At 65.7% G+C, this 23,081-nt stretch carries 17 protein-coding genes; 4 read left to right on the forward strand and 13 right to left on the reverse strand.

What is annotated here, in order from left to right; translation table 11 throughout:
- Positions 1 to 96: 96 nt before the first annotated feature.
- The 13 genes from C8J39_RS04420 to rpiA form a co-directional block, all read right to left on the reverse strand.
- On the reverse strand, positions 97 to 1,230 hold the full coding sequence (locus C8J39_RS04420; RefSeq protein ID WP_165895119.1) for an acyltransferase: 1,134 nt from the start codon (positions 1,228 to 1,230) through the stop codon (positions 97 to 99).
- 427 nt (positions 1,231 to 1,657) lie between these two features.
- Positions 1,658 to 2,041: a lysozyme inhibitor LprI family protein gene (locus tag C8J39_RS04425; protein WP_165895120.1), complete on the reverse strand. Its 384-nt coding sequence runs from the start codon at positions 2,039 to 2,041 to the stop codon at positions 1,658 to 1,660.
- A gap of 72 nt (positions 2,042 to 2,113) precedes the next feature.
- Complete coding sequence (locus C8J39_RS04430) at positions 2,114 to 2,584, reverse strand: YaiI/YqxD family protein (RefSeq protein WP_120299723.1); 471 nt, start codon at positions 2,582 to 2,584, stop codon at positions 2,114 to 2,116.
- 165 nt (positions 2,585 to 2,749) lie between these two features.
- Positions 2,750 to 4,519 carry a DEAD/DEAH box helicase gene (locus C8J39_RS04435; RefSeq protein WP_056055171.1) on the reverse strand — a complete coding sequence of 590 codons (1,770 nt, stop codon included), beginning with the start codon at positions 4,517 to 4,519 and terminating at the stop codon, positions 2,750 to 2,752.
- 56 nt (positions 4,520 to 4,575) lie between these two features.
- Positions 4,576 to 5,748 (reverse strand): NAD(P)/FAD-dependent oxidoreductase, encoded by a 1,173-nt coding sequence (locus C8J39_RS04440; protein ID WP_259457493.1) that lies wholly within the window; start codon positions 5,746 to 5,748, stop codon positions 4,576 to 4,578.
- Positions 5,749 to 6,213: 465 nt separating this feature from the next.
- On the reverse strand, positions 6,214 to 6,396 hold the full coding sequence (locus tag C8J39_RS04450; RefSeq protein WP_055881387.1) for a hypothetical protein: 183 nt from the start codon (positions 6,394 to 6,396) through the stop codon (positions 6,214 to 6,216).
- Entirely contained in the window at positions 6,396 to 6,863 is a 468-nt protein-coding gene (locus tag C8J39_RS04455; RefSeq protein ID WP_120299399.1) for a GreA/GreB family elongation factor, read from the reverse strand. The genes C8J39_RS04450 and C8J39_RS04455 overlap by 1 nt, the downstream gene beginning before the upstream one ends.
- Before the next feature lie 4 nt (positions 6,864 to 6,867).
- A complete protein-coding gene (locus C8J39_RS04460) occupies positions 6,868 to 7,611 on the reverse strand; it encodes an HAD-IIB family hydrolase (RefSeq protein ID WP_056055166.1) in 744 nt (247 codons plus the stop codon).
- On the reverse strand, positions 7,608 to 8,423 hold the full coding sequence (locus tag C8J39_RS04465) for a Cof-type HAD-IIB family hydrolase (protein WP_120299400.1): 816 nt from the start codon (positions 8,421 to 8,423) through the stop codon (positions 7,608 to 7,610). Before C8J39_RS04465 ends, C8J39_RS04460 begins: the two co-directional genes overlap by 4 nt.
- Entirely contained in the window at positions 8,420 to 9,412 is a 993-nt protein-coding gene (gnd, locus tag C8J39_RS04470) for a phosphogluconate dehydrogenase (NAD(+)-dependent, decarboxylating) (RefSeq protein ID WP_259457508.1), read from the reverse strand. The genes C8J39_RS04465 and gnd overlap by 4 nt, the downstream gene beginning before the upstream one ends.
- 120 nt (positions 9,413 to 9,532) lie before the next feature.
- A complete protein-coding gene (tal, locus tag C8J39_RS04475; RefSeq protein ID WP_120299401.1) occupies positions 9,533 to 10,657 on the reverse strand; it encodes a transaldolase in 1,125 nt (374 codons plus the stop codon).
- Positions 10,657 to 12,759, reverse strand: a complete 2,103-nt coding sequence (tkt, locus tag C8J39_RS04480) for a transketolase (RefSeq protein ID WP_120299402.1) — start codon at positions 12,757 to 12,759, stop codon at positions 10,657 to 10,659. Before tkt ends, tal begins: the two co-directional genes overlap by 1 nt.
- Positions 12,760 to 12,828: 69 nt before the next feature.
- Positions 12,829 to 13,509 carry a ribose-5-phosphate isomerase RpiA gene (gene rpiA, locus C8J39_RS04485; RefSeq protein ID WP_120299403.1) on the reverse strand — a complete coding sequence of 227 codons (681 nt, stop codon included), beginning with the start codon at positions 13,507 to 13,509 and terminating at the stop codon, positions 12,829 to 12,831.
- Between the two features lie 500 nt (positions 13,510 to 14,009).
- Between rpiA and C8J39_RS04490 the strand changes: the two genes are divergently transcribed.
- The 4 genes from C8J39_RS04490 (at position 14,010) to C8J39_RS04505 (ending at position 22,910) form a co-directional block, all read left to right on the forward strand.
- Positions 14,010 to 15,233 (forward strand): efflux RND transporter periplasmic adaptor subunit, encoded by a 1,224-nt coding sequence (locus C8J39_RS04490; RefSeq protein ID WP_404969314.1) that lies wholly within the window; start codon positions 14,010 to 14,012, stop codon positions 15,231 to 15,233.
- Between the two features lie 6 nt (positions 15,234 to 15,239).
- On the forward strand, positions 15,240 to 18,518 hold the full coding sequence (locus tag C8J39_RS04495; protein ID WP_120299405.1) for a multidrug efflux RND transporter permease subunit: 3,279 nt from the start codon (positions 15,240 to 15,242) through the stop codon (positions 18,516 to 18,518).
- The gene (locus tag C8J39_RS04500; RefSeq protein WP_120299406.1) at positions 18,515 to 20,122 is read left to right on the forward strand and encodes an efflux transporter outer membrane subunit; all 1,608 of its coding nucleotides are present in this window, start codon (positions 18,515 to 18,517) and stop codon (positions 20,120 to 20,122) included. The genes C8J39_RS04495 and C8J39_RS04500 overlap by 4 nt, the downstream gene beginning before the upstream one ends.
- A 133-nt stretch (positions 20,123 to 20,255) precedes the next feature.
- On the forward strand, positions 20,256 to 22,910 hold the full coding sequence (locus tag C8J39_RS04505) for an EAL domain-containing protein (protein WP_243649720.1): 2,655 nt from the start codon (positions 20,256 to 20,258) through the stop codon (positions 22,908 to 22,910).
- Positions 22,911 to 23,081: the final 171 nt, after the last annotated feature.

Genomic DNA, 23,081 nt, shown 5'->3' on the forward strand with positions numbered 1-23,081 from the left:
ACCTCGCTTTGGGTCGTATGCGCGGTCCACACGTTGATCGCTCGGTTCAAACAGCGGGTTTCTATGGATCGTCGTGCAGCGGCTTTTCGGGACCTGCTAGCGGAGCTCCGTCTTGACGAAGATCGGGCCGGCCGTGGGGGTCGCGGGAATCGGCTCTGCCAGACCCGGCGCTTGCGCTGGCACAGGTCGTCGGATCATGCGGTGGCCTAGTCGCACCATCGGCTCTTCGACGGCATGATACACGACTGCCGCAATGAGTATCGTGGCGCTCAGCACGACCGCGGCGTAGCGTAATGCCGAACCCGGATCGCCCGCGATCAGGATCGTGCCGCACGCCAGAATCACCGGTCCGTGGAACAGGTAGACGGAATACGAGATGGTCCCGAACCACTTTGCCACACGCCGGTAAACCGAACGGCCGTCGATCGTGCGGATGCTATCCGAGCCAGCGCCGACGACTCCCACGAACAGCAGCAGCGCACCAATATACCCTAAAGTCGGTGCCAGGTTGAAACCTGCGGCGCCGACCGGCGGGACCGTCATGAACTGGACGACCGGCACGATCGCCAGGAAAAGCCCGCAGAGAATCCCCGCCAGACGCACCGCGATCGCATTACGCTCCAGCATCGCCAGTCGCAGCATCGTTCCCAGCAACATCAGCCCCAAATTCAGCGGCAGGTCGGCGGGCAGCCGCTTGTCGACCAGATGCGATGCCAGTGCGAGCGACAGCGCTGCACCGAAGAGCGCTACGATTCCTCCGGCCAAGACGAACGGCGCACGCAGCACGCCCCAGGCAACGAGGCAGGCCGCCAGCACGTAGAACGCCAGCTCCGTTGCGAGCGTCCAATAGGCGACGACGATATCGTGCTGACCGACATAATGCTGGACCATGGCCACATTGGCCACGATCGTTACCGGCGCAGGGGCGGGCGCGCCTGTCATATGCAGCACCAGCAGCGCGACGCCCAGCGACAGCCAATAGGCGGGATACAGGCGAAATGCGCGGCTGATCGCGAATCCGCGGACCGGACGATCGGTGCGAAAACTGAACGGGATGACGAACCCGCTGATCAGAAAGAACAGCGCGACGCCAAACCGCCCGAAGTGGAAGATGCCGTCGAACAGCAGCACGCCGGCCTGTTCGATCGGAAGGGGAAGCGCGTGCGTCGCTATGATGGTCTCGGCAAGGTGCTGAAACAGAACGAGCAACGCGGCAAATCCGCGCAGCATATCAAGCGTTTCGATCCGGCCTGAGCGAGGAAGGCGCGAGCCGTCTAAGGGGATGTGCCCCATGCCAGCTGCTGTCATTGCTCCCCCGCTTCCATGACACTTGTACGCGGCGAAACTTTTTCTAGCAAACTCGGTATCTTACAATGGCCCCAAAATGGGTCAATCAGTTCAGCTTACCGCTGCCCTTCATTGCATTTGGGCATCCTCACGAGCTTCCCGGTCGTCACTACTGACGCGACCGGTTAGCCAGTTTGTCGGAAGCCCGCAGGTTTGTGTGGCCGGCCACTATTTTCGTTCGGACCTGATTTTACCGCTTGGGGGGGCAGGTTTTTGGTTGAGTCGCTTGTTGGCAACGACGGCTGATAGGATAGCGGACCGGGCTCGATCCACCCACGCCCGCTCCCCGTCCTGCCCCCGCGGAATGCCGTTAGAAGCGGATCATGCGTTCCAGTTCGTTGGCGCGGGTTGCGGTTTTCGTAACGAGACAGGCGGTGTCGATCGTTTCTCCATCGATCTTGCACTCATAGTCGCGCGCCTTGAGCCAGGATCGCTGTTCGTCGCGCAGCGCGATACGTTGGGCAGGTCGGCTCGCGAGTTGCCGCATGACCTGCTGATAGGCCTTGTTCAGCCGCGCGTCCTGCGACGCCATTTCGGTCTGCGCGCAGATACCGCCCTGCACCGTGTTGCCGCGGGCCCGCGCCTGGCACGCCGTGTACCGGTCGGATATCCCGGCGGGTGCCACCTGTGCCAGTAGAGGCGCCCCGGCCGAAACCACAACCGCCGCCACCGCCGCCAACATCTTCCACTGCATCGCACTCTCCCCCTGCCGCATGATCGGTGCCGGGAGTGTAGCGACGGGCCAGCCGCTCTGTCTACGCTCCGGCTAGCGGCGCTTGAGCCGGACCAGCGCGGCATCGAGCGCGGAGAGGAAGCTCGAGCGGTCGGTCTTGGAGAAGGGTGCGGGGCCGCCGATGATATCGCCGCCCGCGCGCAGGTCCGCCATGATCGCGCGCGTCGCGATCGCGCCGCCGATCGAGCTGGTGGTGAACGGCTTGCCGGTGTTGGCGAGCACGGTCGCGCCGGCCTTTACGCAGCGATCGGCGAGCAGGATGTCGGCGGTGATCACGACCGACTTCGCATCGGCCTGTTCGGCGATCCAGTCGTCGGCGGCGTCGAAGCCGTCGCTGACCACGACGCGCGAGATCAGCGGGTGGACGGGGATGCGGAAATGGCTGTTGGCGACGATCGTCACGGGGACTTCGTGGCGCCACGCCACCTTGTAGATCTCGTCTTTGACGGGACATGCGTCGGCGTCGACGAGAATACGGATCGCGCTGGAAGATACGTTCGTCATCGTACACATCCCAAACCGCCCCACTCACTCCCGTCATCCTGACGAAAGTCAGGATCCAGGATCAAGCAGGGCGGCGTTCGTTACTCTGGATCCTGACTTTCGTCAGGATGACGGAGTTCTGGAGGGCGACGCGCTCTCCCCTAGTGGGAAGCACGCGCCAGGTCCTCAGCTCCGCTCGCGATTACCGCGGTACGGAGGCTTCCGCGCGGGAGCCGGACCGCCACGCGGGGCCGCACGGTGCAGCGTCGAGCGGGGGCCGCTCGCATTGCTGCGACCACCGCCGCCACCGTCATGCCGTGCACCGCTCTCCGGCGCACCCTGCATCGCCTCGATCGCCACGCCGCTCTCTTCCTCGCCAGCCTGTGCCGTGCGCTGGATTGCCGCCGAGAACCGCGACGCCACCGCGCGAGGAATCTCGAACGCCGTCTCGTTCGGCCCAATCCGGATCGCACCGATCTCAGACTTGGTGATGTGCCCACGACGGCAGATCAGCGGCAGGATCCAGCGAGGATCGGCGTTCTGGCGACGACCGATGTCCATGCGGAACCAAACGGTGTCCTCGAAACCTGCGCGCGGCCCCTGCGAGCGCTCGTCCTGCGTCGGCTGCTTGCTCTGGTCGATCAGGTCCTCGGCCTGCGGCATCGTCGCACGGTGCATGTGCACCAGCGCCGCGGCGATATCCTCCGGCGTCTTCTCGGCCATCAGGCGGACGGCGAGTGCGCGATCCTCCTCCTCGACCTCGACCGGCTGCAGCAGCATGCCGATCAGCCGCTCGTGATCGTTCTTGCGGATGTCCTCCGCGGTCGGGGCGTTGACCCACTCCGCGTTGATCTTCGCACCACGGAGCATCATCTCGACGCGACGGCGACGCGGGAACGGCACGATCAGGACGGCGGTGCCCTTCTTGCCCGCACGACCGGTACGACCCGAGCGATGCTGGAGTGTCTCGGCGTCACGTGGCAGCTCGACATGAACGACCAGCGACAGCGTCGGCAGATCGATACCGCGTGCGGCAACGTCCGTGGCGACGCAGACGCGGGCGCGACGGTCACGCAAAGCCTGAAGCGCAGCGTTACGCTCGTTCTGCGAATGCTCGCCCGACAGCGCGACGGCGGCAAAGCCACGCTCGACCAGGCTCGCGTGCAGGTGACGCACATTGTCACGCGTGGCACAGAACAGCATCGCCGTCTCCGCCTCGTGGAAGCGCAGCAGGTTGATCACCGCATGCTCGATCTCGGACGGCGAGACCGTGACGGCCTGGTACGAGATATCGCCATGACCGCGATCCTCGCCGACGGTCGAAATCCGCAGCGCATCCTTCTGGTAGCGCTTGGCGAGCGCGACGATCGGCCGCGGCATCGTCGCCGAGAACAGCAGCGTGCGACGCGCTTCGGGCGACGCGTCGAGGATCTGCTCGAGGTCTTCGCGGAAGCCCATGTCGAGCATCTCGTCGGCTTCGTCGAGCACGGCGACCTTGAGGGCCGACAGATCGAGCGCGCCACGCTCGAGGTGATCGCGCAGACGGCCCGGCGTGCCGACGACGATATGCGCGCCGTGTGCGAGCGAACGACGCTCCTTCGAGGCGTCCATCCCGCCGACGCAGGTCGAGATCCGCGCACCGGCCTTGGCATAGAGCCACATCAGCTCGCGGCTGACCTGGAGCGCCAACTCGCGAGTCGGCGCGATGCAGAGCACGAGCGGCTTGTGCGGCGCGGGCAGGCGCTGGACGCCGTCCTCGCCGGCTTCACCAAGCAGTTCGCCGGCCATCGCCAGGCCGAACGCGACGGTCTTGCCCGAGCCGGTCTGCGCCGACACGACGAGATCGCGACCGATCGCATTGTCCTCGATCACATGAGCCTGGACGGGGGTGAGCGCGGTATAGCCGCGCGCTTCGAGCGCCTCGGAAAGAAGCGACGGAATATTTGTAAAAGGCATGTACGTCCTAATTGGTGGCCGGCTTACGCAACGGCAAGGCACTGGCGTGGTGGTCCCTACAGGACTTGACCCGCGGCCCACCCGCTCGCCCATGCCCATTGGAAGTTGTAGCCGCCGAGCCACCCTGTGACATCGACCGCTTCGCCGACTGCATACAGCATTGGTACGCGTTTGGCTTGCATTGTTTGCGATGACAGTTCCGCAGTGCTGATTCCACCCGCGGTGACCTCGGCCTTGGCATAGCCTTCGGAGCCGTTTGGCGTGAATTGCCAATGGCTTAGCGCACGCTCGGCGTCCTGGAGCTTGCGGTCGGTGATCGTGGAAATCTCGCTCGTCATGCCCAAACGCTCGCTCAAAGTCTCCGCGAGTCGGTCCGGGAGCGTGCTTCCGAGCAGTTTTCGGAGAGTCGCGCGCGGCGTGGTACGCTTGGCCGCGGGGAGCCAGCCGGACTCGCGATCGGGGAGGAAATCGACCCCGACGGGCTGGCCGTTGCGCCAATAGGACGAAACTTGGAGGATCGCGGGGCCGGACAGGCCGCGGTGCGTGAACAGCGCGGCTTCGCGGAATGCGGTCTTGCCGGCGGTGGCGACAACTTCGGCCGCGACACCGGACAGTTCGCGGAACAGCGTCTCGTCGCCGCCAAGCGTCAGCGGGACGAGCGCGGGGCGCGGCTCGACGACCTTCAACCCGAACTGGCGCGCGAGATCATAGGCGAACCCGGTCGCGCCCATCTTCGGGATCGATGGGCCACCGGTGGCAATGACCAGCGCTGGGGCAATGACGGTGCGGCCATCGAGCGACACGCGGTAGCGACCGTCCGCGTGATCGACTCCGGTGACCGCGCGGCCGAGCGACAGATCGACGCGGCCCTTGTCGCATTCGTCGAGCAGCATCTCGACGATCTGTTTCGCGGAGCCATCGCAGAAGAGTTGGCCGAGCGTCTTCTCGTGCCAGGCGATGCCGTAGGACTCGACGAGCGCGATAAAGTCCTGCGCGGTGTAGCGGCCGAGCGCGGACTTGGCGAAATGCGGGTTGGCGGAGATGTAGCGGTCGGCGGCGGTGTGGACGTTGGTGAAATTGCACCGCCCGCCGCCGGAGATGAGGATCTTCTTGCCCGCCTGGTCGGCGTGATCGACGAGCAGGATCTTCCGCCCGCGCTGGCCGGCGACCGCGGCGCACATGAGGCCGGCGGCGCCTGCACCGAGGATTATGGCGTCGTAATCGGACAAGGGTCGCTCCGTGCGGCTTGGTTGGGCGAGCCGCTAGTCAAGAATGTTTCCCCGCTAAGGCGGGGACCCAGACTGGGCTCCCGCCTTCGCGGGAGAACAAGGGGTGGCTGCTGTAGCGTGTTCGGGAGTGGCCACATAGGTGGTGATCTGCAGATCGGGCGACCACTCTATCACACCAATACCGACACCACCCCGGCGAAGGCCGGGCCCAATCGGGGCACGGTAGTGATGTAAGTTGCGCCCCGTTACTCCGACCTTCCCAATTGGGCCCCGGCCTCCGCCGGGGTGATGCATAAGAAAGGGCAATAGTATCCGTCGGTGCAGCAGGGTCAGCGCCAGCCCCTTCTGCTCCCTCTCCCCTCCGGGGAGAGGGTCGGGGTGAGGGGCCGCCAAGCAGCGCATCGCCCGGAACAGCCCCTCACCCAAACCCTCTCCCCGAAGGGGAGAGGGATTCTAGCAACAAGCCTATCGCAACTTCGCGATATTCAGCGAGTCTTCCTTCGCCCGAACCTTGACCGACTCCTCACTCCGAGTCAGTGCCTTGGCGATCGCCTTCAACGCCATGCCCTTCTTCGCCAGCGTGTGCAGCTTCTGGATCTCGTCCTGCGTCCACGCCTGACGGTGCCGTTCGAATTTTGCTTCAGCCATCAGCCGTCATCCTTGTCGATCGCCAGCACCTCGATCGCGTCCGCCTTATCCGCGAACGCGACCGTCTCGCCAACCGCCGCGCCCATCAGTGCACGCGCCAACGGTGCCGAGAACGCCAGCCGGTCCTCGCCGGGCTCTGCCTCGTCACCACCGACGATCGCGATAACCCGCTCCGCCCCGTTCATCCGAACGCGAACGCGCGAACCGATCCCAACCTCATCCTCTTCCGGCGAAGGCGCGAGCTCGGCGGTCGTCTGCCGCGTGTGCCAATAGCGCAAGTCTCGCAGAAGCAGCTTGCGCGCCTCCTCGTCGGTCTCCGCCGCGACCGCGGCCTCGATCTCGGTCACCCGCTCACCGAGCAACCGCAGGCCTCGCGCCGTGACCAGATTAGGCCCCGGCGCGATCGGCTGTTCGAACTTCGGCTCGAGATGTTCCTCGTCACTCTCGCGACGGAAGGCGACGCTCATGCGCTTACTTCAGGCACGCGACGATCCCAGCGATCGCCGCCAGCGTGCCATCGACGTTCTTCACCTTCACGACGTCGAGCCCAAGCTGCTCCGCCGGATAGTCGTTCCCGCCCGGGAAGATCGCGTCGCCGATGAACATCATCTTGTCGAGCGCAATGCCGCTCGCCTCGTTGAGCTTCTTCAGGCCATACGCCTTGTCGACACCCTCGCGCGTGATGTCGATCGACGTCGCGCCGCCCATGTTGATCGACAGCCCCGGCAGGCGCTTCTGCAGATCGGCCTGGATGACCTTGCGCTTGGCGAAGTCCGGATCCCAGCTGTGCTTCGCATCGATCGGCGCTTCCTGGCCAAGCGCGGAGAACGTGATCTGGCTACCACGATCCTCGATCCGCTCGCCCCAGGTCTTTTCGGGCACGAAACCGGTCGCCTCCAAAGACTCGTCGAACGCCTTGAGGATCTTCTGCTTCTCGTCGTCCTCGAACAGCTCGGCATACACCGCGCGCCATTCGCCATCGAACCGGTACAGCTTGGTGCCGGTCGTCGGCATCAGCCACAGCTTGGTGCGATCGGCGCGCTCGGGCAGGCGCGACGCGACCTGCTTTTCGAACTGCGGCCAGTCGCCGCCCGAGATCACCGCAACATGCGCGACGTCGAGCAGGTTCGCCAGCGCCTCGCCCATCGGCTCCTGCAAGGGCTGCTTGCTTTCGGCCAGGGTTCCGTCGAGGTCGAAGGCAACGAGGTCTTTCATGCGGGCACTCCGGTGAGGATGAACGTGTCGATCGCGTGAGCGACGCCATCGGCATCGTTCGCGCTGGTAATCTCGTGCGCGACGTCGCGAACGGCTTGCGGTGCGTTGCCCATCGCGATCGCCAGCTTGGCGCGCCTGAGCATCGCGATGTCGTTGGCCTGATCGCCGATCGCCGCGGTCTGCGTCAAGCTTATGCCGAACGCGTCCGCCAGTTCCTCGATCCCGCTGCCCTTGTTGCCGGCGACGGGCGTGATGTCGAGGTAATAGGTCTGCGACTGGACGATCGTCGCCTGCGTATCGAACTTGGCGGCGACCTTTGCGTGCAGGTCGCGCAACAGGTCTTCGTCATCGCTGACGAAGGTCACCTTGTCCGCCTTGGCGAGCAGGTCGGTGAAGTCGGAGACGATCACCGGGTCATGCGCGGAGGCCTTCTTCTCGCTGCCGACATGCCCGCCCTGGTCTGTGCTGGCGTACCAGACATCGTCCGCGAAGAACCACGTGTCGACCGGCGCGTCGCCGATGATCTCCATCGCGCCGCGGACGACGTCGACGTCGATCATGTGGTGCTCGATCACGGTGCCATCGCGCTTGAAGACGATGCCGCCATTGAACGCGCCCATCGGCTCGTCGATGCCGAGCAGGTCCGCGATCGGCATCATTCCCGACCGCGGCCGTGCGCTGATGATCGTGAAGCCGAGGCCGGCCGCCTTCAGCCGCTTGACCGCGTCGATGGTCGCGGGCGTGACCTTCTTCTCCTTGTCGACGAGCGTGCCGTCGACATCGGAGACGAGGAGTTTGATACCAGAACTCACTGGGGCATCTCGACATGCCCGCCAAAGCCATAGCGCATCGCCGACAACAGCTTGTCGCCGAACGTGTGGTCCACACGGCTGCGATAGCGCGCATACAGCGCCGCGCTCAGCACGTTGGCGGGCACCTTCTCCTCCATCGCCGCGTCGATCGTCCACTGGCCCTCGCCCGAGTCCGCGACGCTGCCGCTGAAGCCTTCGAGCGTGCCGTCCTTCGCCAGCGCGATCGCCGACAGGTCGAGCAGCCACGACGAGATCACGCTGCCGCGACGCCAGACTTCGGCGACGTCGGTCAGGTTGATGTCGAAGCGTTCCTCCTCGACGACATGCTCGCCCGACTTCCCCTTGAGGATGTCGAAGCCCTCGGCATAGGCCTGCATCAGGCCGTATTCGATGCCGTTATGGACCATCTTGACGAAGTGCCCGGCGCCCGAGGGGCCTGCGTGGATATAGCCCTTCTCGGCGCGCGGATCGGCCTGGCCCTCGATGCGGCCCGGGGTGCGGACGATCGTTCCCATGCCCGGCGCCAGCGTCTCGAAGATCGGATCGAGCAGGTCGACCGTCTCCTTGTCGCCGCCGATCATCATGCAATAGCCGCGCTCGAGACCCCACACGCCGCCCGACGTGCCGACGTCGACATAGTGGATGCCCTTCTCGGCCAGTTCCTTCGCGCGGCGGACGTCGTCCTTGTAGAAGCTGTTGCCGCCGTCGATGATGATATCGCCCGAATTCGACTTCGCGGCGATCGCCTGGACGGTGCTCTCGGTCGGCTCGCCGGCGGGGACCATGACCCACCAGATCGCCGGCGTGTCGAGCTTCGCATGCATGTCGTCGAGCGAGTCCGCACCGATCGCACCATCGGCGGCGAGCTTCTTCACGGCTTCGGCATCGCGGTCGAACGCGACGACTTCGTGGCCGTTCTTCATCAACCGGCGCGCGATATTGCCGCCCATCCGGCCGAGGCCGATCAGTCCGATCTTCATGTAAAAAATCCTTGTCTTCTCCCTCTCCCCTCCGGGGAGAGGGTCGGGGTGAGGGGCAGTTCCAGGCGGGGGCGCATGTGGCAGCCCCTCACCCCAGCCCTCTCCCCGAAGGGGAGAGGGAGCATTTTGCTACGCCGTTGCGGGCTGCTTCTTGGCGATCGCGCCAAGCAGGTCGTCGAACGCCTTCACGAACGAGGCGACGCCCTCTTCGACCAGCTTGCCGGTCACGCCATTGAGGTCGAGACCCAGCCGCTCGGCTTCGGCGAGCGTGTGCTTCGCGCCCTCGACGTCCTGCGTGATCGTCTCCGCCGCGGTGCCATGGTCGCGGAATGCGTCCATCGTCTTCGGCGGCATGGTATTGACCGTATCCTTGCCGATCAGCGTGTCGATGTAGAGCGTGTCGGGATAGCTCGGGTCCTTCACGCCGGTCGATGCCCACAGCAGACGCTGCGGCTGCGCGCCCTTGGCGGCCAGCGCCCGCCAGCGATCCGACTTCAGGAAGTCGAGATACCATTGATACGCCATCTTCGCGTTGGCGATCGCGACCTTGCCGCGAACCGCCTTCAGCGCGTCGGCCTCGGCATCGCCCTTTTCCAGTCGCGCATCGATCTCCTTGTCGATCGACGAATCGATCCGGCTCACGAAGAAGCTCGCGACGCTGGCGATCTTGTCGATCGGCTGCCCCTGCTTGACGCGCTCTTCCAGACCAGCCGCATACGCCTCCGCAACGCGGATATACGCGTCGAGCGCGAACAGCAGCGTGACGTTGACGTTGATCCCGCTCGCGATCGTCGACGAGATCGCCGGACCGCCCGCGAGCGTCCCCGGGATCTTGATCATCAGGTTCGGCCGGTCAACCATCCCCCACAGCTTCTTCGCCTCGGCGATCGTCGCGTCGGTATCGTCCGAAATATACGGCGACACCTCAAGGCTGACATAGCCGTCCTTCGCGTCGAGCTTGTCATAGACGGGCTTCAACGTCTCCGCCGCCGCCTTGATGTCCTGGATCGCGAGATGCTCGTAGCGATCGATCGTCGCCGCGCCGGCATGCTGCTTGTCGTATTCGGCCAGCGTCGAGTCATAGGCATCGCCGTGACCCATCGCCTTTTCGAAGATCGACGGGTTCGACGTGACGCCGGTCAGGCCGTCCTCGTCGACCAGCTTCTGGAGACCACCGGCCTCCAGGAACTTCCGGTCGACGAAATCGAGCCATACCGCCTGGCCGAAGCCTTCGAGATCGTTGAGCGCACCCATCACTTGGTCTCCATCACTTGGCGGGCGACCTTGACGACATTGTCGACGGTGAACCCGAACTTGTCCTGCAGCTTGGCGAGCGGTGCCGAAGCCCCGAAGGTCGACATCGTCACGGTCGCGCCGTCGAGCCCGACATAGCGGTCCCAACCGATCGACCCGGCCATCTCGACCGCCACGCGCGCCCGCACTTCGCGCGGCAACACGCTTTCCTTGTACGCGGCGTCCTGCAGTTCGTAGCGATACCAGCTCGGCATCGACACGACCCGGCTCTTGACGCCGTCCGCGAGCAGCTTCTCATGCGCCTCGACGACCAGCGACACTTCGCTGCCGGTCGCGATCAGGATCACGTCGGGCGTGCCCCCATCTCCATTGGCGCTATCCGCGAGGACATAGCCGCCCTTCTCGAGCCCATCGGCGCTTGCGTACTTGGTCCGGTCGAGCGTCGGCAGAGCCTGGCGCGACATGATCAGCGCGGCGGGCGTGCTGGCATCCTTCAGGACCGCCTTCCATGCGGCGACGACTTCGTTCGCATCGCTCGGACGGATCGTGTCAAGGCCGGGGATCGCGCGCAGCGTGGCGAGATGCTCGATCGGCTGGTGCGTCGGGCCGTCCTCGCCGACACCGATCGAGTCGTGCGTGAAGACCCAGATCGCGCCGACCTGCATGATCGCCGACAGGCGCACCGGCGCGCGCATGTAATCCGCGAATACCAGGAAGGTGGAGCCGTAGGAGCGCAAATGCGACAGCGCCATGCCGTTGACGATCGCGCCCATGCCGTGTTCGCGGATGCCGAAATGGAAGTTCCGGCCGGCGTAATTCTCCGCCTCGAACGAGGGCTGACCCTTGATGTCGGTCTTGGTCGACGGCGCGAGATCGGCCGAACCACCGATCAGCCACGGCACCTTGGCCGCGATCGCGTTGAGCACCTTGCCACCGGAGTCACGGCTGGCGACGCCCTTGGCATCCGCCTCGAAGGTCGGGATATCGGCATCCCAGCCCTCGGGCAGCTCGTCCTTGAGCAACAGATCGAGCTCTGCGGACAGCTCGGGATAGGCGCCTCGATACTTGTCGGTCAGCGCGACCCACTCGTCACGCAGCTTGGCGCCACGCTCGGCGATCGCCCCGTTGAAATGCTCGATCACGCCGTCGGGCACGTAAAACGACTTGTCCTCGGGCCAGCCATACGCCTGCTTGGTGAGACGGATATTCTCTTCGCCGAGCGGCTCGCCGTGGGCCTTCTCACTGCCCGCCTTGGGGCTGCCGTAGCCGATCACCGAATGCACGACGATGAAGGTCGGCTTGTCGTTGGTCGCCTTGAACGTCTCGATCGCGCGGCTGAGCGCGGCGGTGTCGTTCGCGTCGTCGATATGGATGACGTTCCAGCCATAGGCGTCGAAGCGCAGGCCGACATCCTCGTCGAACGCGAGATCGGTCGCGCCCTCGATCGAAATGTGGTTGCTGTCGTAGATCCAGCACAGGTTGCTGAGCTTGAGGTGACCGGCGAGGCTCGCAGCCTCGGCCGAAACGCCCTCCATCATGTCGCCGTCGCCACAGATCGTGTAGACGTCATGGTCGAACAGCGTGAAGCCGTCCTTGTTGTAGCGCGCCGCGAGCCAGCGCTCGGCGATCACCATGCCGACCGAATTGCCGCAGCCCTGACCGAGCGGACCCGTCGTGGTCTCGACACCGGTGGTGTGGCGATATTCGGGGTGGCCGGGGGTTTTCGACGACAGTTGGCGGAACTGCTCGATGTCGGCGAGGCTGACGGCCTCCTTGCCGGTCTTGTTGCCGTCCGCGTCGATCTCCTCGATCTTGGCGAGGTGAATCAGCGAATAGAGCAGCATCGACGCATGGCCGACCGACAGCACGAAACGGTCGCGATTGGGCCAGTCGGCGTGCTTGGGATCATAGCGCAGGAACTTCGACCAGAGCGTGTAGCCGACCGGCGCGAGCGCCATGGGGGTGCCGGGATGGCCCGAATTGGCCTTCTGCACCGCGTCCATCGACAGCGTGCGGATGGTATCGATCGCCAGACGCTCGGGGGAGCCATCCTCGTGCAGCTTGGGGTCCGCCTTGGTGGGGGCGGTTGCGGTATCGGTCATGGAAGAAGCCTCGCTCTAGACGGTGACCGAACGCCGCGCATCCGATCTGGTTGCCAACATAGGATGCCTTTAGTCGGATGCACCCATTCGTTCCAGTCGCGTAACGACGCCGTTCGTTGCAATATACGCGGCATCGACCTCGTCGAGGAACAGGCCGTGGCCGAGAATGCCGGGGATCGCGGCGAGCGTGACGGCGGTTGCACGGGGGTCGTCGAGGGTGGCGAAGTGGCAGTCGATGACGAGATTGCCTTGGTCCGTCCGGTAGTTGTCGCGGATCTTTGGGGCGGCGCTCATGTCGGTGAGGATGCGCATGACGTAGGCGCTGGCGAAGGGGAGTACCTCGACCGGCAGCTTGGCGGCGCCGATTCGGTCGACGCGCTTGGAGCCGTCGGCGATCACGACCATCCGTGCCGAGCTTGCGGCGACGATCTTCTCGCGCAACATCGCCCCGCCTGCGCCCTTAATGGCGAAACACTGCGAGTCGATCTCGTCCGCGCCGTCTATGGTTAGGTCGACGTGGGCGATGGTGGCGAAGTCGAGGATCTCGATGCCGAGTTCGCAGGCGAGTTTGCCGGAGGCTTCGGAGGTGACGACGGCGTGGATTTGCAAGCCTTGGGCCACGCGATCGCCGAGCGCTCTGATCGCGAACGCTGCGGTTGATCCGGTGCCGAGTCCGACAAGCATCCCTTCCCGCACCTCGGCCACAGCCGCAATGGCAGCCGCATTCTTGTCATCATCGATCGACGCCATCAGCCCACCCCATCCGTCATGCCGGGCTCGTTCCGGCAACCACTGCTCAACGCCCTCGCGACAATTTGGTTTGAAGGACTCCCACACAAAGCACCACCCCGGCGGAGGCCGGGGCCCAGTTGGAAAGGTCGCAGTAACGACGGACCGCGCTCCGTTAGCAGTGTCCCCCAACTGGGCCCCGGCCTCCGCCGGGGTGGTGCGGTGGCTCAGGGGCGGCGCGGCGGTTCTCGAGTGCGGTGGCTGCTGGAGGTGCGTGTGGATAGGGGCGCCCGCCCGCCCCTTGTTCTCCCGCGAAGGCGGGAGCCCAGTCTGGGTCCCCGCCTTCGCGGGGAAACAATCTTCTTGGTTTGACTCGCGCCTCACCCCCAAACAATCAAACAGGTTACTCTTTCTTCCCTATTTCTCACCCGCGCTTTTCAACTGACATACTTCTGGTACATCCTCGTGGTTTAGGTCGACCAACAGCTGCCACCACCGATCGCGAGCGGATACCAAACTTGATAGCCACACGATTTTCTGCGCGGCAGTGCGCCATCCTGCTGGTGCCCGCACTGGTGCTCGCGGCCTGCTCCGGCGGTGGCGACAAGGCTCAAGGCAAGGCCGGCCGCGGTGGCCAACCGGGCCAAGGCACGCCAACCGTCGGCTATGTCGTCGTCCAGCCGACCAGCGTCGCGATGACCACCGAACTCAGCGGTCGCACCACCGCGTTCGAAAGCTCGGACGTCCGTCCCCAGGTCACCGGCATCATCCGCCGCCGCTTCTTTACCGAGGGTACGCTCGTCAAGAAGGGCCAGCCGCTCTACGAGATTGACCCGCGCCTCTATCGCGCCGCCGCCAACGAGGCGCAGGCCAACCTCCAGAGCGCGCGCGCCAACCAGCAGGCGCAGACCATCCTCGCACAGCGCTACAAGCCGCTCGCGGAGATGGAGGCGATCAGCAAGCAGGACTATACCAACGCGGTCGCCACCTCGCGTCAGGCCACTGCCTCGGTCGCGCAGACCCGCGCGGCGCTCGAAACCGCGCAGATCAACCTCAAGTTTACGACCGTCCCCGCGCCGATCACCGGGCGCATCGGCCGGTCGCTGTTCACCGTCGGCGCGCTCGTCTCGGCGACGCAGGCCGATCCGCTCGCGCAGATCCAGCGACTCGATCCGATGTTCGTCGACATCCAGCAGTCGTCCGGCGACCTGCTCGCGCTGCGTCGCTCGCTCGGCCAGAACGGTATCGTCGCGACCCGCGCCGAAGTCCGCCTGACGCTCGAGGACGGCAGCGAATACGGCGCCACCGGCAGCGTCGAGTTCGCCGAGGCGCTGGTCAACACCGAGACCGGCACCGTGACGCTGCGCGCGCGCTTCCCCAATCCGCAGGGGCTGTTGTTGCCCGGCATGTTCGTCCAGGCGAAGTTCGCGCAGGCGATTAACCAGCGCGCGTTCCTCGTGCCGCAGGCGGGCGTGTCGCGCGATGCGAAGGGCAATGCGACGGTCTATGTCGTCGGTGCGAACAACAAGGCGGTCCAGAAGAAGATCAAAGCGGATCGCACCCAGGGCGCGTTCTGGGTGGTCACCAGCGGGCTCAACCCCGGCGACAAGATCATCACGCAGGGCCTGTCGAAGATCGCCCCCAACCAGGGCGTGAAGCCGGTGCCGGAAAACACCGCGCAGAAGATCGAAGCGCCCAAGGGTGACTCCTCCGGTGGCGACTCCAGCCAGAAAAAGGCCGGCTAAGCCCTTATGTTGTCCCGTGTCTTCATCGATCGCCCGATCTTCGCCTGGGTGCTCGCGATCATCGTGATGCTTGGCGGCATCGGCGCGATCATGAGCTTGCCGATCGCGCAATATCCCGACGTCGCACCGCCGCAGGTGACCGTCCGCGCGTCCTTCCCAGGCGCCAACGCGCAGACGATCCAGAACAGCGTGACGCAGGTCGTCGAGCAGTCGCTGACCGGCATCGACGGGCTGATCTATTTCAGCTCGTCGTCGTCGTCGCGCGGCTCGGTGAATATCACGGTGACGTTCGAGAAGGGCACCGATCCCGACATCGCGCAGGTCCAGGTCCAGAACCAGGTCCAGCAGACGCTGTCCCGCCTGCCGCAACAGGTCCAGCAGCAGGGCCTCGTCGTCCGCAAATCGAACCCGGACAATTTGCTGATCGTCGGCGTCTATGACGAGACCGACAAGCTGACCAACCAGGACGTCTCGGACTATCTCGTCTCGAACCTGCAGGACCCGCTCGGCCGTATTCCGGGGATCGGCGACAGCAACGTTTTCGGCGCGCAGTACGCGATGCGGATCTGGCTGAACCCCAACAAGCTCGCCAGCTACCAGCTCATCCCGAGCGACGTGACGACCGCGATCCAGGCGCAGAACACCGAAGTCGCCGCCGGCGAACTCGGCGGGCAGCCCCAGCCCGACACGCAGATGCTGAACGCGACCGTCACCGCACAGTCGCGCCTCCAGACGCCCGAGCAGTTCGCCAACATCATCCTGAAGACCACCAACGACAGCGCCGTGGTCAAGCTGCGCGACGTCGCCCGGATCGAGCTGGGCGCGGAGAACTACAACGCGCGCAGCCGCGTCAACGCGCATCCCGGCGCCGGTATCGCGGTGCTGCTCGCGCCGGGCGCCGACGCGCTCAAGACCGCCGAACTGGTCAAGGCGTTCGTCGCCAAATCCGCCAAGAGCTTCCCGCCCGGCCTGAAGTTCGCCTACGCCAACGACACCACCGACTTTATCAAGCTGTCGATCGACGAGGTCGTCAAGACGCTGATCGAGGCCGTCATCCTCGTCGTCATCGTCATGTTCGTGTTCCTGCAAAGCTGGCGCGCGACGCTGATCCCGACGATCGCGGTCCCGGTCGTGCTGCTCGGGACGTTCGGCGTGTTCTATCTCGCCGGCTTCTCGATCAACACGTTGACGCTGTTCGGCCTCGTGCTCGCGATCGGCCTGCTGGTCGACGACGCGATCGTCGTGGTCGAGAACGTCGAGCGCCTGATGGAGGAAAATCCCGAGATGACGCCTCGGGAGGCGACGATCGAGTCGATGAACGAGATCACCGTCGCGCTGGTCGCGATCGCGCTCGTGTTGTCGGCGGTGTTCCTGCCGATGGCGTTCTTCGGCGGATCGACCGGCGTGATCTATCGCCAGTTCTCGCTGACGATGGTCTCGGCAATGGTGCTGTCGGTGCTGGTCGCGCTGATCCTCTCCCCCGCCCTCACCGCGACGCTGCTCAAGCAGAAGAAGAAGGACGCCGACGGCAACACCGAGAAGAGCTGGGGCGAACGCAAATTCCCCAAGGTGGCGCACTTTTTCACGCGCGCGGGCGACAAGTTCAATGACGGGTTCGAGAAGGGCACGCAGAAATACACCAGTGCGGTCCAGTCGGTAATCGACCGCAAGTGGCTGTTCCTGCTGATCTACGCGGTGATCGTCGCGGTGCTCGCGGTGCTGTTCCTGCGGCTGCCGACGGGCTTCCTGCCGACCGAGGACCAGGGCTCGGGCATCGTCCAGTTCCAGCTCCCCGCGGGCGCCACGCAAGGCCGCACCTTCGCGCTGCAGAAGCAGATCGAGCAATATTACTACACCAACGAGAAGGCCAACGTCGGCACGATGTTCACCGTCAGCGGTGGCGGCGGTGGCGGCGCAAGCGGCCAGAACACGGGCCAGGGCTTCATCGCGTTCGCGCCGTGGGACGATCGCAAGGGCAAGGAAAACACCGCGGAGGCGATCACCGGTCGCGCCTCGAAGGCGTTTGCCGGCTTCCGTGACGCGCAGGTCTATTCGCTGGTACCGCCGGCCGTCCGCGGCCTCGGCTCGTCGAACGGCTTCACGATGGAGTTGCAGAACGCCGGTGGCCTCAGCCAGGTCGAGTTCAACGCCGCGCGCGACAAGCTGCTCGCGCTTGCCCGCGCCGACTCGTCGCTGACCGCGATCCGCCTGACTGAACTGCCCGACGTCGCCACGCTCCGCGTCGATGCCGACCAGCAGAAGCTGTCCACGCTCGGCCTGACGCAGGCCAACGTGAACTCGACGCTGTCGACCGCTTGGGGTGGCCAGTACGTCAACGACTTCATCGACCGTGGCCGCGTCAAGCGCGTCTATGTCCAGGGCGACGCGCAGTTCCGCGCGCAGCCGTCCGACCTGAGCCAGTGGTTCGTGCGCGGATCGAACGGCCAGATGGCGCCGTTCTCGTCGTTCGCGAAGACGAGCTGGGGCCAGGCGCCGACGACGCTGTCGCGCTTCAACGGCATCGCCTCGTACGAGATCCAGGGGTCGGGCGCGGCCGGCGTCAGCTCGGGCGATGCGATGAACCGGATTGCCGAGCTTGCGGGGCAGATCCCTGGCACCTCGGTCGCCTGGTCCGGCCTGTCGTATCAGGAACGCCTGTCCTCGGGTCAGGCGCCGATCCTCTACGGGCTGTCGCTGCTGGTCGTGTTCCTGTGCCTCGCCGCGCTGTACGAGAGTTGGTCGATCCCGATCGCGGTGCTGCTCGTGATCCCGCTCGGCCTCGTCGGCGCGATCCTCGCGGTGACGCTGCGTGGCCTGATCAACGACGTGTATCTCCAGATCGGCCTGCTGACGACGATGGGCCTGGCCGCCAAGAACGCGATCCTGATGATCGAGTTCGCCGAGCAGGAGGAAAAAAAGGGCAAGCGCGTCATCGAGGCGGCCCTGTCCGCAGCAAAGATCCGGTTGCGCCCGATCCTGATGACCTCGTTCGCGTTCATCCTCGGCGTGTTGCCGCTCGCGCTGTCGACCGGTGCGGGCGCGAACAGCCGCATCGCGATCGGCACGGCGGTGGTTGGCGGCATGCTGACCGCAACGATCTTGGCCATTTTCTACATCCCGCTGTTCTTCGTCCTCGTCCGCCGTGGCGCGCGTGACGGCATCGCCAAGCTGCGTGGCAAGCCGACTGGCTTCCAGGGCCATGACGACCATGGATCCGATGGCGACCACAACGAACCATTGGGCCTGCCCGAACCACAGGGCCCTCACCGGCCGGAGCCCGCATGATGCGCTCGCTAGTCCTGATCCTCGCCGCATCGACCGCGCTCGCCGGCTGCTCGCTTGCGTCCAAATATGCGCGGACCGAACTCCCGGTGCCGCCGTCGCTCCCGGTCGGTGACGCGTACCTGCGCCAGTCCGAGGCGGCGTTGCCCGCGATCACCTACCGCGACGTCTTCAAGGACCAGCGGCTCCAGCAGATCATCGTCCAGGCACTGGCGAACAACCGCGATCTCCGCGTCGCCGCCGCCAACATCGCGTCGACTCGCGCGCAATACCGCATCCAGCGCGCCGACCTGTTGCCGCAGGTCGATGCCAGCGGCCGCTACAGTTATTCCGGCGGCGGCAGAGGTACGCGCAACACCGTAACGAGCGGCGGAACGGGCGGTAACACTGGCACTGGAACGGGAACGGGAACGGGAACCGGCAATACGGGAACCGGTACCGGCACGGGCGGCATCGGTACGGGCGGGACAGGCACCGGCACCGGCACCGGATCGGTCGTCAGTTCTTCCAGCTCGAACAGCGCCTTCTCGGTCGATCTCGGTACGACCGCGTTCGAGCTCGACCTGTTCGGCCGCATCCGTTCGCTCACCAGCGCCGCGCTCGATCGCTATTTCGCGACCGAAGCCGCCGCGCGCGCCACCCGCCTGACGCTCGTCGGCGACATCGCCGATGCGTGGCTCACCTACGCGTCGGACCAAAGCCTGCTCAAGATCGCGCAGGACACCGTGACGAGTTCGCAGCGCAGCGTCACGCTGACCAACGCGCGACTTCGCGGCGGCGTCGCCCCGCGCACCGATCTCCGTCAGGCGCAGCAGATCCTGTTCACCGCGCAGTCCGACCTCGCGCAGCAACGCACCGCGCTCGCGCAGGACGTCAACGCGCTGCAACTCCTCGTCGGCGCGCCGGTCGACGCCAGCCTGCTGCCCACGTCGATCGAGCAGGCCCTACCGACCGTCGCCACGCTGCCGGCCGGGCTCGACAGCAGCATCCTCCTGCGCCGGCCCGACGTCGTCGAATCCGAATACCAGCTCCGCGCCACCAACGCCGAGATCGGCGCAGCACGCGCGGAACTGTTCCCGAAGATCTCGCTGACCGGCATCCTCGGCTTTGCGAGCACGTCGCTGACCTCGTTGTTCAGCGGCGGCGCGTTCAACTATTCGGTCGCGCCCTCGGTCAGCTACCCGATCTTCCGCGCCGGTGCAGGGATCGCCGGGGTCGCCTATTCGAAGGCGCAACGCGACGCCGCGCTCGCGACCTATGAGAAGACGATCCAGACCGCGTTCCAGGAAACCGCCGACGCGCTCGCACGCCAAGGCACGATCGCCGACCAGTTGAAGGCGAACCAGAACTTCTCCGAAGCGGCGCTGGACACGTATCGCCTGTCCGACGCGCGCTATCGCGGCGGCATCGACACCTTCCTCAACTCGCTCGACGCGCAACGCTCGCTCTACACCGCGCAACGCAACCTCGTCGCGACGCAGCTCGTCGGCGCGAGCAACCGCGTGACGCTGTACCGGGTGCTGGGCGGGGATTCGACGCTCGAAGCCACCGCCGGCGGGCCACAACCGGTGACGATGAGCGGCGCACCGCGGCCGGAAACGGACTGACGCGTCGGAGGGGGCGGAAGAGCCAGACGCAACTCCATCACCTCCGCCTTTATAACGCACTGAGCGGACGATGTTTTTTTCGCGTTCCGCCAATCTTACCGTATCAGCAAGATATTCCAGTCAGAACGGTTGGATGTACGCCCCCCTCCCCGTCGCGGATCGCCGCGCGCGCGATCGATCGCCAGCCCCCGCCGTGTTTGGGCTTGGCGAGGATGCGCGCGAACAGGTTGCCGAACTCCTCGATCGCAAGCTCGCGCAAGTCGCGGAAACATGGCCGATCGCGGTTGCCACGCAGATGGTCGGCTGTGCCCTCCTCGTCGCGCTTGCGCTGATCGCATCGCCTGCCGCCGGTCTTGGCACCATCGTCCCGTCGATCGGCATCCATGCCGCGATCCTGGCCGCGTTGTCCGCAGGCGTGTTCGGCGTGTTGCGGCTGCCGGGATTGCGCGAATGGCCTGCCTATAAGCGCAACCGCGCGCTTACCGTCGGCGTCGCCGGAGTCGCAGCGCTGTCCCTGTCACTATTGTGGGCCGTTGCGCGCGCGCCGTCGGGGTCGCTGCAACTCGCCTGCTGCGTCGCGGTGCTGGGGATGATCGCGGTGACCGCGGTTAGCGTCCATGCGGTCCGCGCTGCGACGCTCGGGCTCGGCGTTGGGATCGTCGTCATGCTCGCGGTATGCGCGGGGATCGGTATGCCGCTGGTGGTCGCGATCGTGTTCCTCGGCAGCTTGGGGATCGTCGCGCATCGACTCGCGCGGATCGACGTCGCGCAGGAACTGCACCGCGCTGAGAACGCGAACGAAGGCCGCCTCGCGATCCGGATGGTCGCCGAATTCGAGGACCAGGGTACCGGCTGGTTCTGGGAAGCAGACCGCCAGGGCCGCCTCACCTACCTGTCCGCCAAGGTCACCGACGAACTCGGCCTCGCCGACGACGCGGTCGGGCAACCGCTCACCGACCTGTTTCGCATGGACAACGACGCGCCGGGCACCGAACGTACGCTCGCCTTCCACATCGCCTCGCGCACATCTTTCTCGGACTATTCGGTGTGCGCCGCGACCTCGCCAGAATGCGAACGCTGGTGGTCGATCTCGGGCCGGCCGGTGGTCGACGACCTCGGGCGCTTCCAGGGCTTCATCGGCTCGGGCCGTGATCTGACCGAACAGCGCAAGTCGGAAGCCGAGATCACGCGGCTGGCACTGTTCGACGGGCTCACCGGGCTCGCCAACCGCCAGCGGATGCGCTCGTCGCTCGACAAGACGCTCGCGCAGAAGACCGGTCCGTACCGCGCGACGTCGCTGTTCCTGATGGATCTCGATCGGTTCAAGGCGGTCAACGATACGCTGGGCCACCAGGCGGGCGACACGCTGTTGAAGCAGGTCGCGCAGCGGCTCCAGCGCGGGATCGCCGATGCAGGGCTGGTCGGGCGGCTGGGCGGCGACGAGTTCCAGGTCGTGCTGCCCGGCATCGCCGACCGCGACACGCTCGCCGCGCTGTCCCGCGAAGTCATCGCCTCGCTGTCCGAACCCTATTTCATCAGCGGGACGTCGGTCACGATCGGCTGCTCGATCGGCATCGCAATCGCACCCGACGACGGCGACGATGCCGAGACGCTCGTCCGTAACGCCGATCTCGCGCTGTACGCCGCCAAGGCCGATGGCCGCGGCGTCCACCGTTTCTATTCGGACGACATGCTGACCGGCGCGCGCACGCGGAAACTGCTCGAGGACGATCTGCGCGCGGCGATCTCCGACGGCGCCTTCCACCTCTGCTACCAGCCGATCGTCAGCACGAAGTCGGCGCAGATCGTCGGCTACGAAGCGCTGATCCGCTGGAACCACCCGACGCGGGGGCTCGTCTCGCCCGCCGACTTCATCCCGGTCGCGGAGGAATGCGGGCTGATCGAGGCGATCGGCGAATGGGTGCTGCGGACCGCGTGCCTGGAGGCGGCGCGCTGGCCCGGCTCGGTCCGCGTCGCGGTCAACGTCTCGCCGATCCAGTTCGCCAACCCCGCTCTGCCCGCGCTCGTCACCAGCGCGCTCGCCCAGTCTGGCATCGCCGCAGGCAGACTCGAACTGGAGATCACCGAAGGCGTATTCCTCGACGAGACGCGCTCGTCGGAACAGATGTTCAAGGCGCTGAAGGGGATCGGCGTGCGGCTTGCGTTGGACGATTTCGGCACCGGTTATTCGTCGCTCGGCTATCTGCGCAACGCCCCGTTCGACAAGATCAAGATCGACCAGTCGTTCGTGCGCGGTGCGGCCGAGCCGGGCAACCGCAACGCCGCGATCATCAAGGCTATCGTCACGCTCGCCGACACGCTCGGCATGGAGACGACCGCCGAGGGGGTCGAGGTGCAGGACGAGATCGACCTGATCCGCGACCTCGGGTGCAGCCATATCCAGGGCTATGTCTATGGCCGCCCGGTCCGCGCGGACGAGGCTTTGCGGCAATTGGGGGTCGAGAACGGCACCGCCGCCGCGAGCGGCTTCAAGGTGAGCCGCGCGCCACGCACCAAGATGCTGCGCTCCGCCCGGATCGCGATCGACGGGGTCCGCGGCGACGTCCGCATCCGCGATATCTCGACCTCGGGCGCGATGCTCGACGGGCTGCGGATCGACGGCAACCCCGATGGCGTCGAGATGCAGATCGAACTGGTCGAGGACCAGATGTTCGGCGCCCGCATCCGCTGGGCCCGCGCCGGCAAGGCGGGCATCGAGTTCCACGAGGCGTTCAACCTGGAACGGCTGAACCAGGGCCACTCCGCGCGTCTTCGCCGGACTGGGTGAGTTAGGCGGGCCGAGCGGCAGTCAGTCCGACTTTGCGGGAGACCGGTAAAAGGCCACCACCCCGGCGGAGGCCGGGGCCCAATTGGAGAGGTCGTCGTAACAGCAGACGGCGTTCGCCAATCCACGTTTCCCAATTGGGCCCCGGCCTCCGCCGGGGTGGTGTGTAATCTC

It is taken from the genome of Sphingomonas sp. PP-CC-1A-547 (assembly GCF_003610375.1).
Taxonomy (GTDB): Bacteria; Pseudomonadota; Alphaproteobacteria; order Sphingomonadales; family Sphingomonadaceae; genus Sphingomonas.

Excerpts from the sequence above, each read along its gene's own strand:
- C8J39_RS04455 (WP_120299399.1), bottom strand. The coding sequence starts at position 6,863 with ATGAGCGTCGCCTTCCGTCGCGAGAGTGACGAGGAACATCTCGAGCCG.
- C8J39_RS04505 (WP_243649720.1), top strand. The coding sequence starts at position 20,256 with ATGTACGCCCCCCTCCCCGTCGCGGATCGCCGCGCGCGCGATCGATCG.
- C8J39_RS04435 (WP_056055171.1), bottom strand. The coding sequence starts at position 4,519 with ATGCCTTTTACAAATATTCCGTCGCTTCTTTCCGAGGCGCTCGAAGCG.
- C8J39_RS04450 (WP_055881387.1), bottom strand. The coding sequence starts at position 6,396 with ATGGCTGAAGCAAAATTCGAACGGCACCGTCAGGCGTGGACGCAGGAC.
- C8J39_RS04430 (WP_120299723.1), bottom strand. The coding sequence starts at position 2,584 with ATGACGAACGTATCTTCCAGCGCGATCCGTATTCTCGTCGACGCCGAC.
- tal (WP_120299401.1), bottom strand. The coding sequence starts at position 10,657 with ATGGGTGCGCTCAACGATCTCGAAGGCTTCGGCCAGGCGGTATGGCTC.
- C8J39_RS04500 (WP_120299406.1), top strand. The coding sequence starts at position 18,515 with ATGATGCGCTCGCTAGTCCTGATCCTCGCCGCATCGACCGCGCTCGCC.
- tkt (WP_120299402.1), bottom strand. The coding sequence starts at position 12,759 with ATGACCGATACCGCAACCGCCCCCACCAAGGCGGACCCCAAGCTGCAC.
- rpiA (WP_120299403.1), bottom strand. The coding sequence starts at position 13,509 with ATGGCGTCGATCGATGATGACAAGAATGCGGCTGCCATTGCGGCTGTG.
- C8J39_RS04420 (WP_165895119.1), bottom strand. The coding sequence starts at position 1,230 with ATGCTGCGCGGATTTGCCGCGTTGCTCGTTCTGTTTCAGCACCTTGCC.
- C8J39_RS04460 (WP_056055166.1), bottom strand. The coding sequence starts at position 7,611 with ATGAAAGACCTCGTTGCCTTCGACCTCGACGGAACCCTGGCCGAAAGC.
- C8J39_RS04425 (WP_165895120.1), bottom strand. The coding sequence starts at position 2,041 with ATGCAGTGGAAGATGTTGGCGGCGGTGGCGGCGGTTGTGGTTTCGGCC.
- C8J39_RS04495 (WP_120299405.1), top strand. The coding sequence starts at position 15,240 with ATGTTGTCCCGTGTCTTCATCGATCGCCCGATCTTCGCCTGGGTGCTC.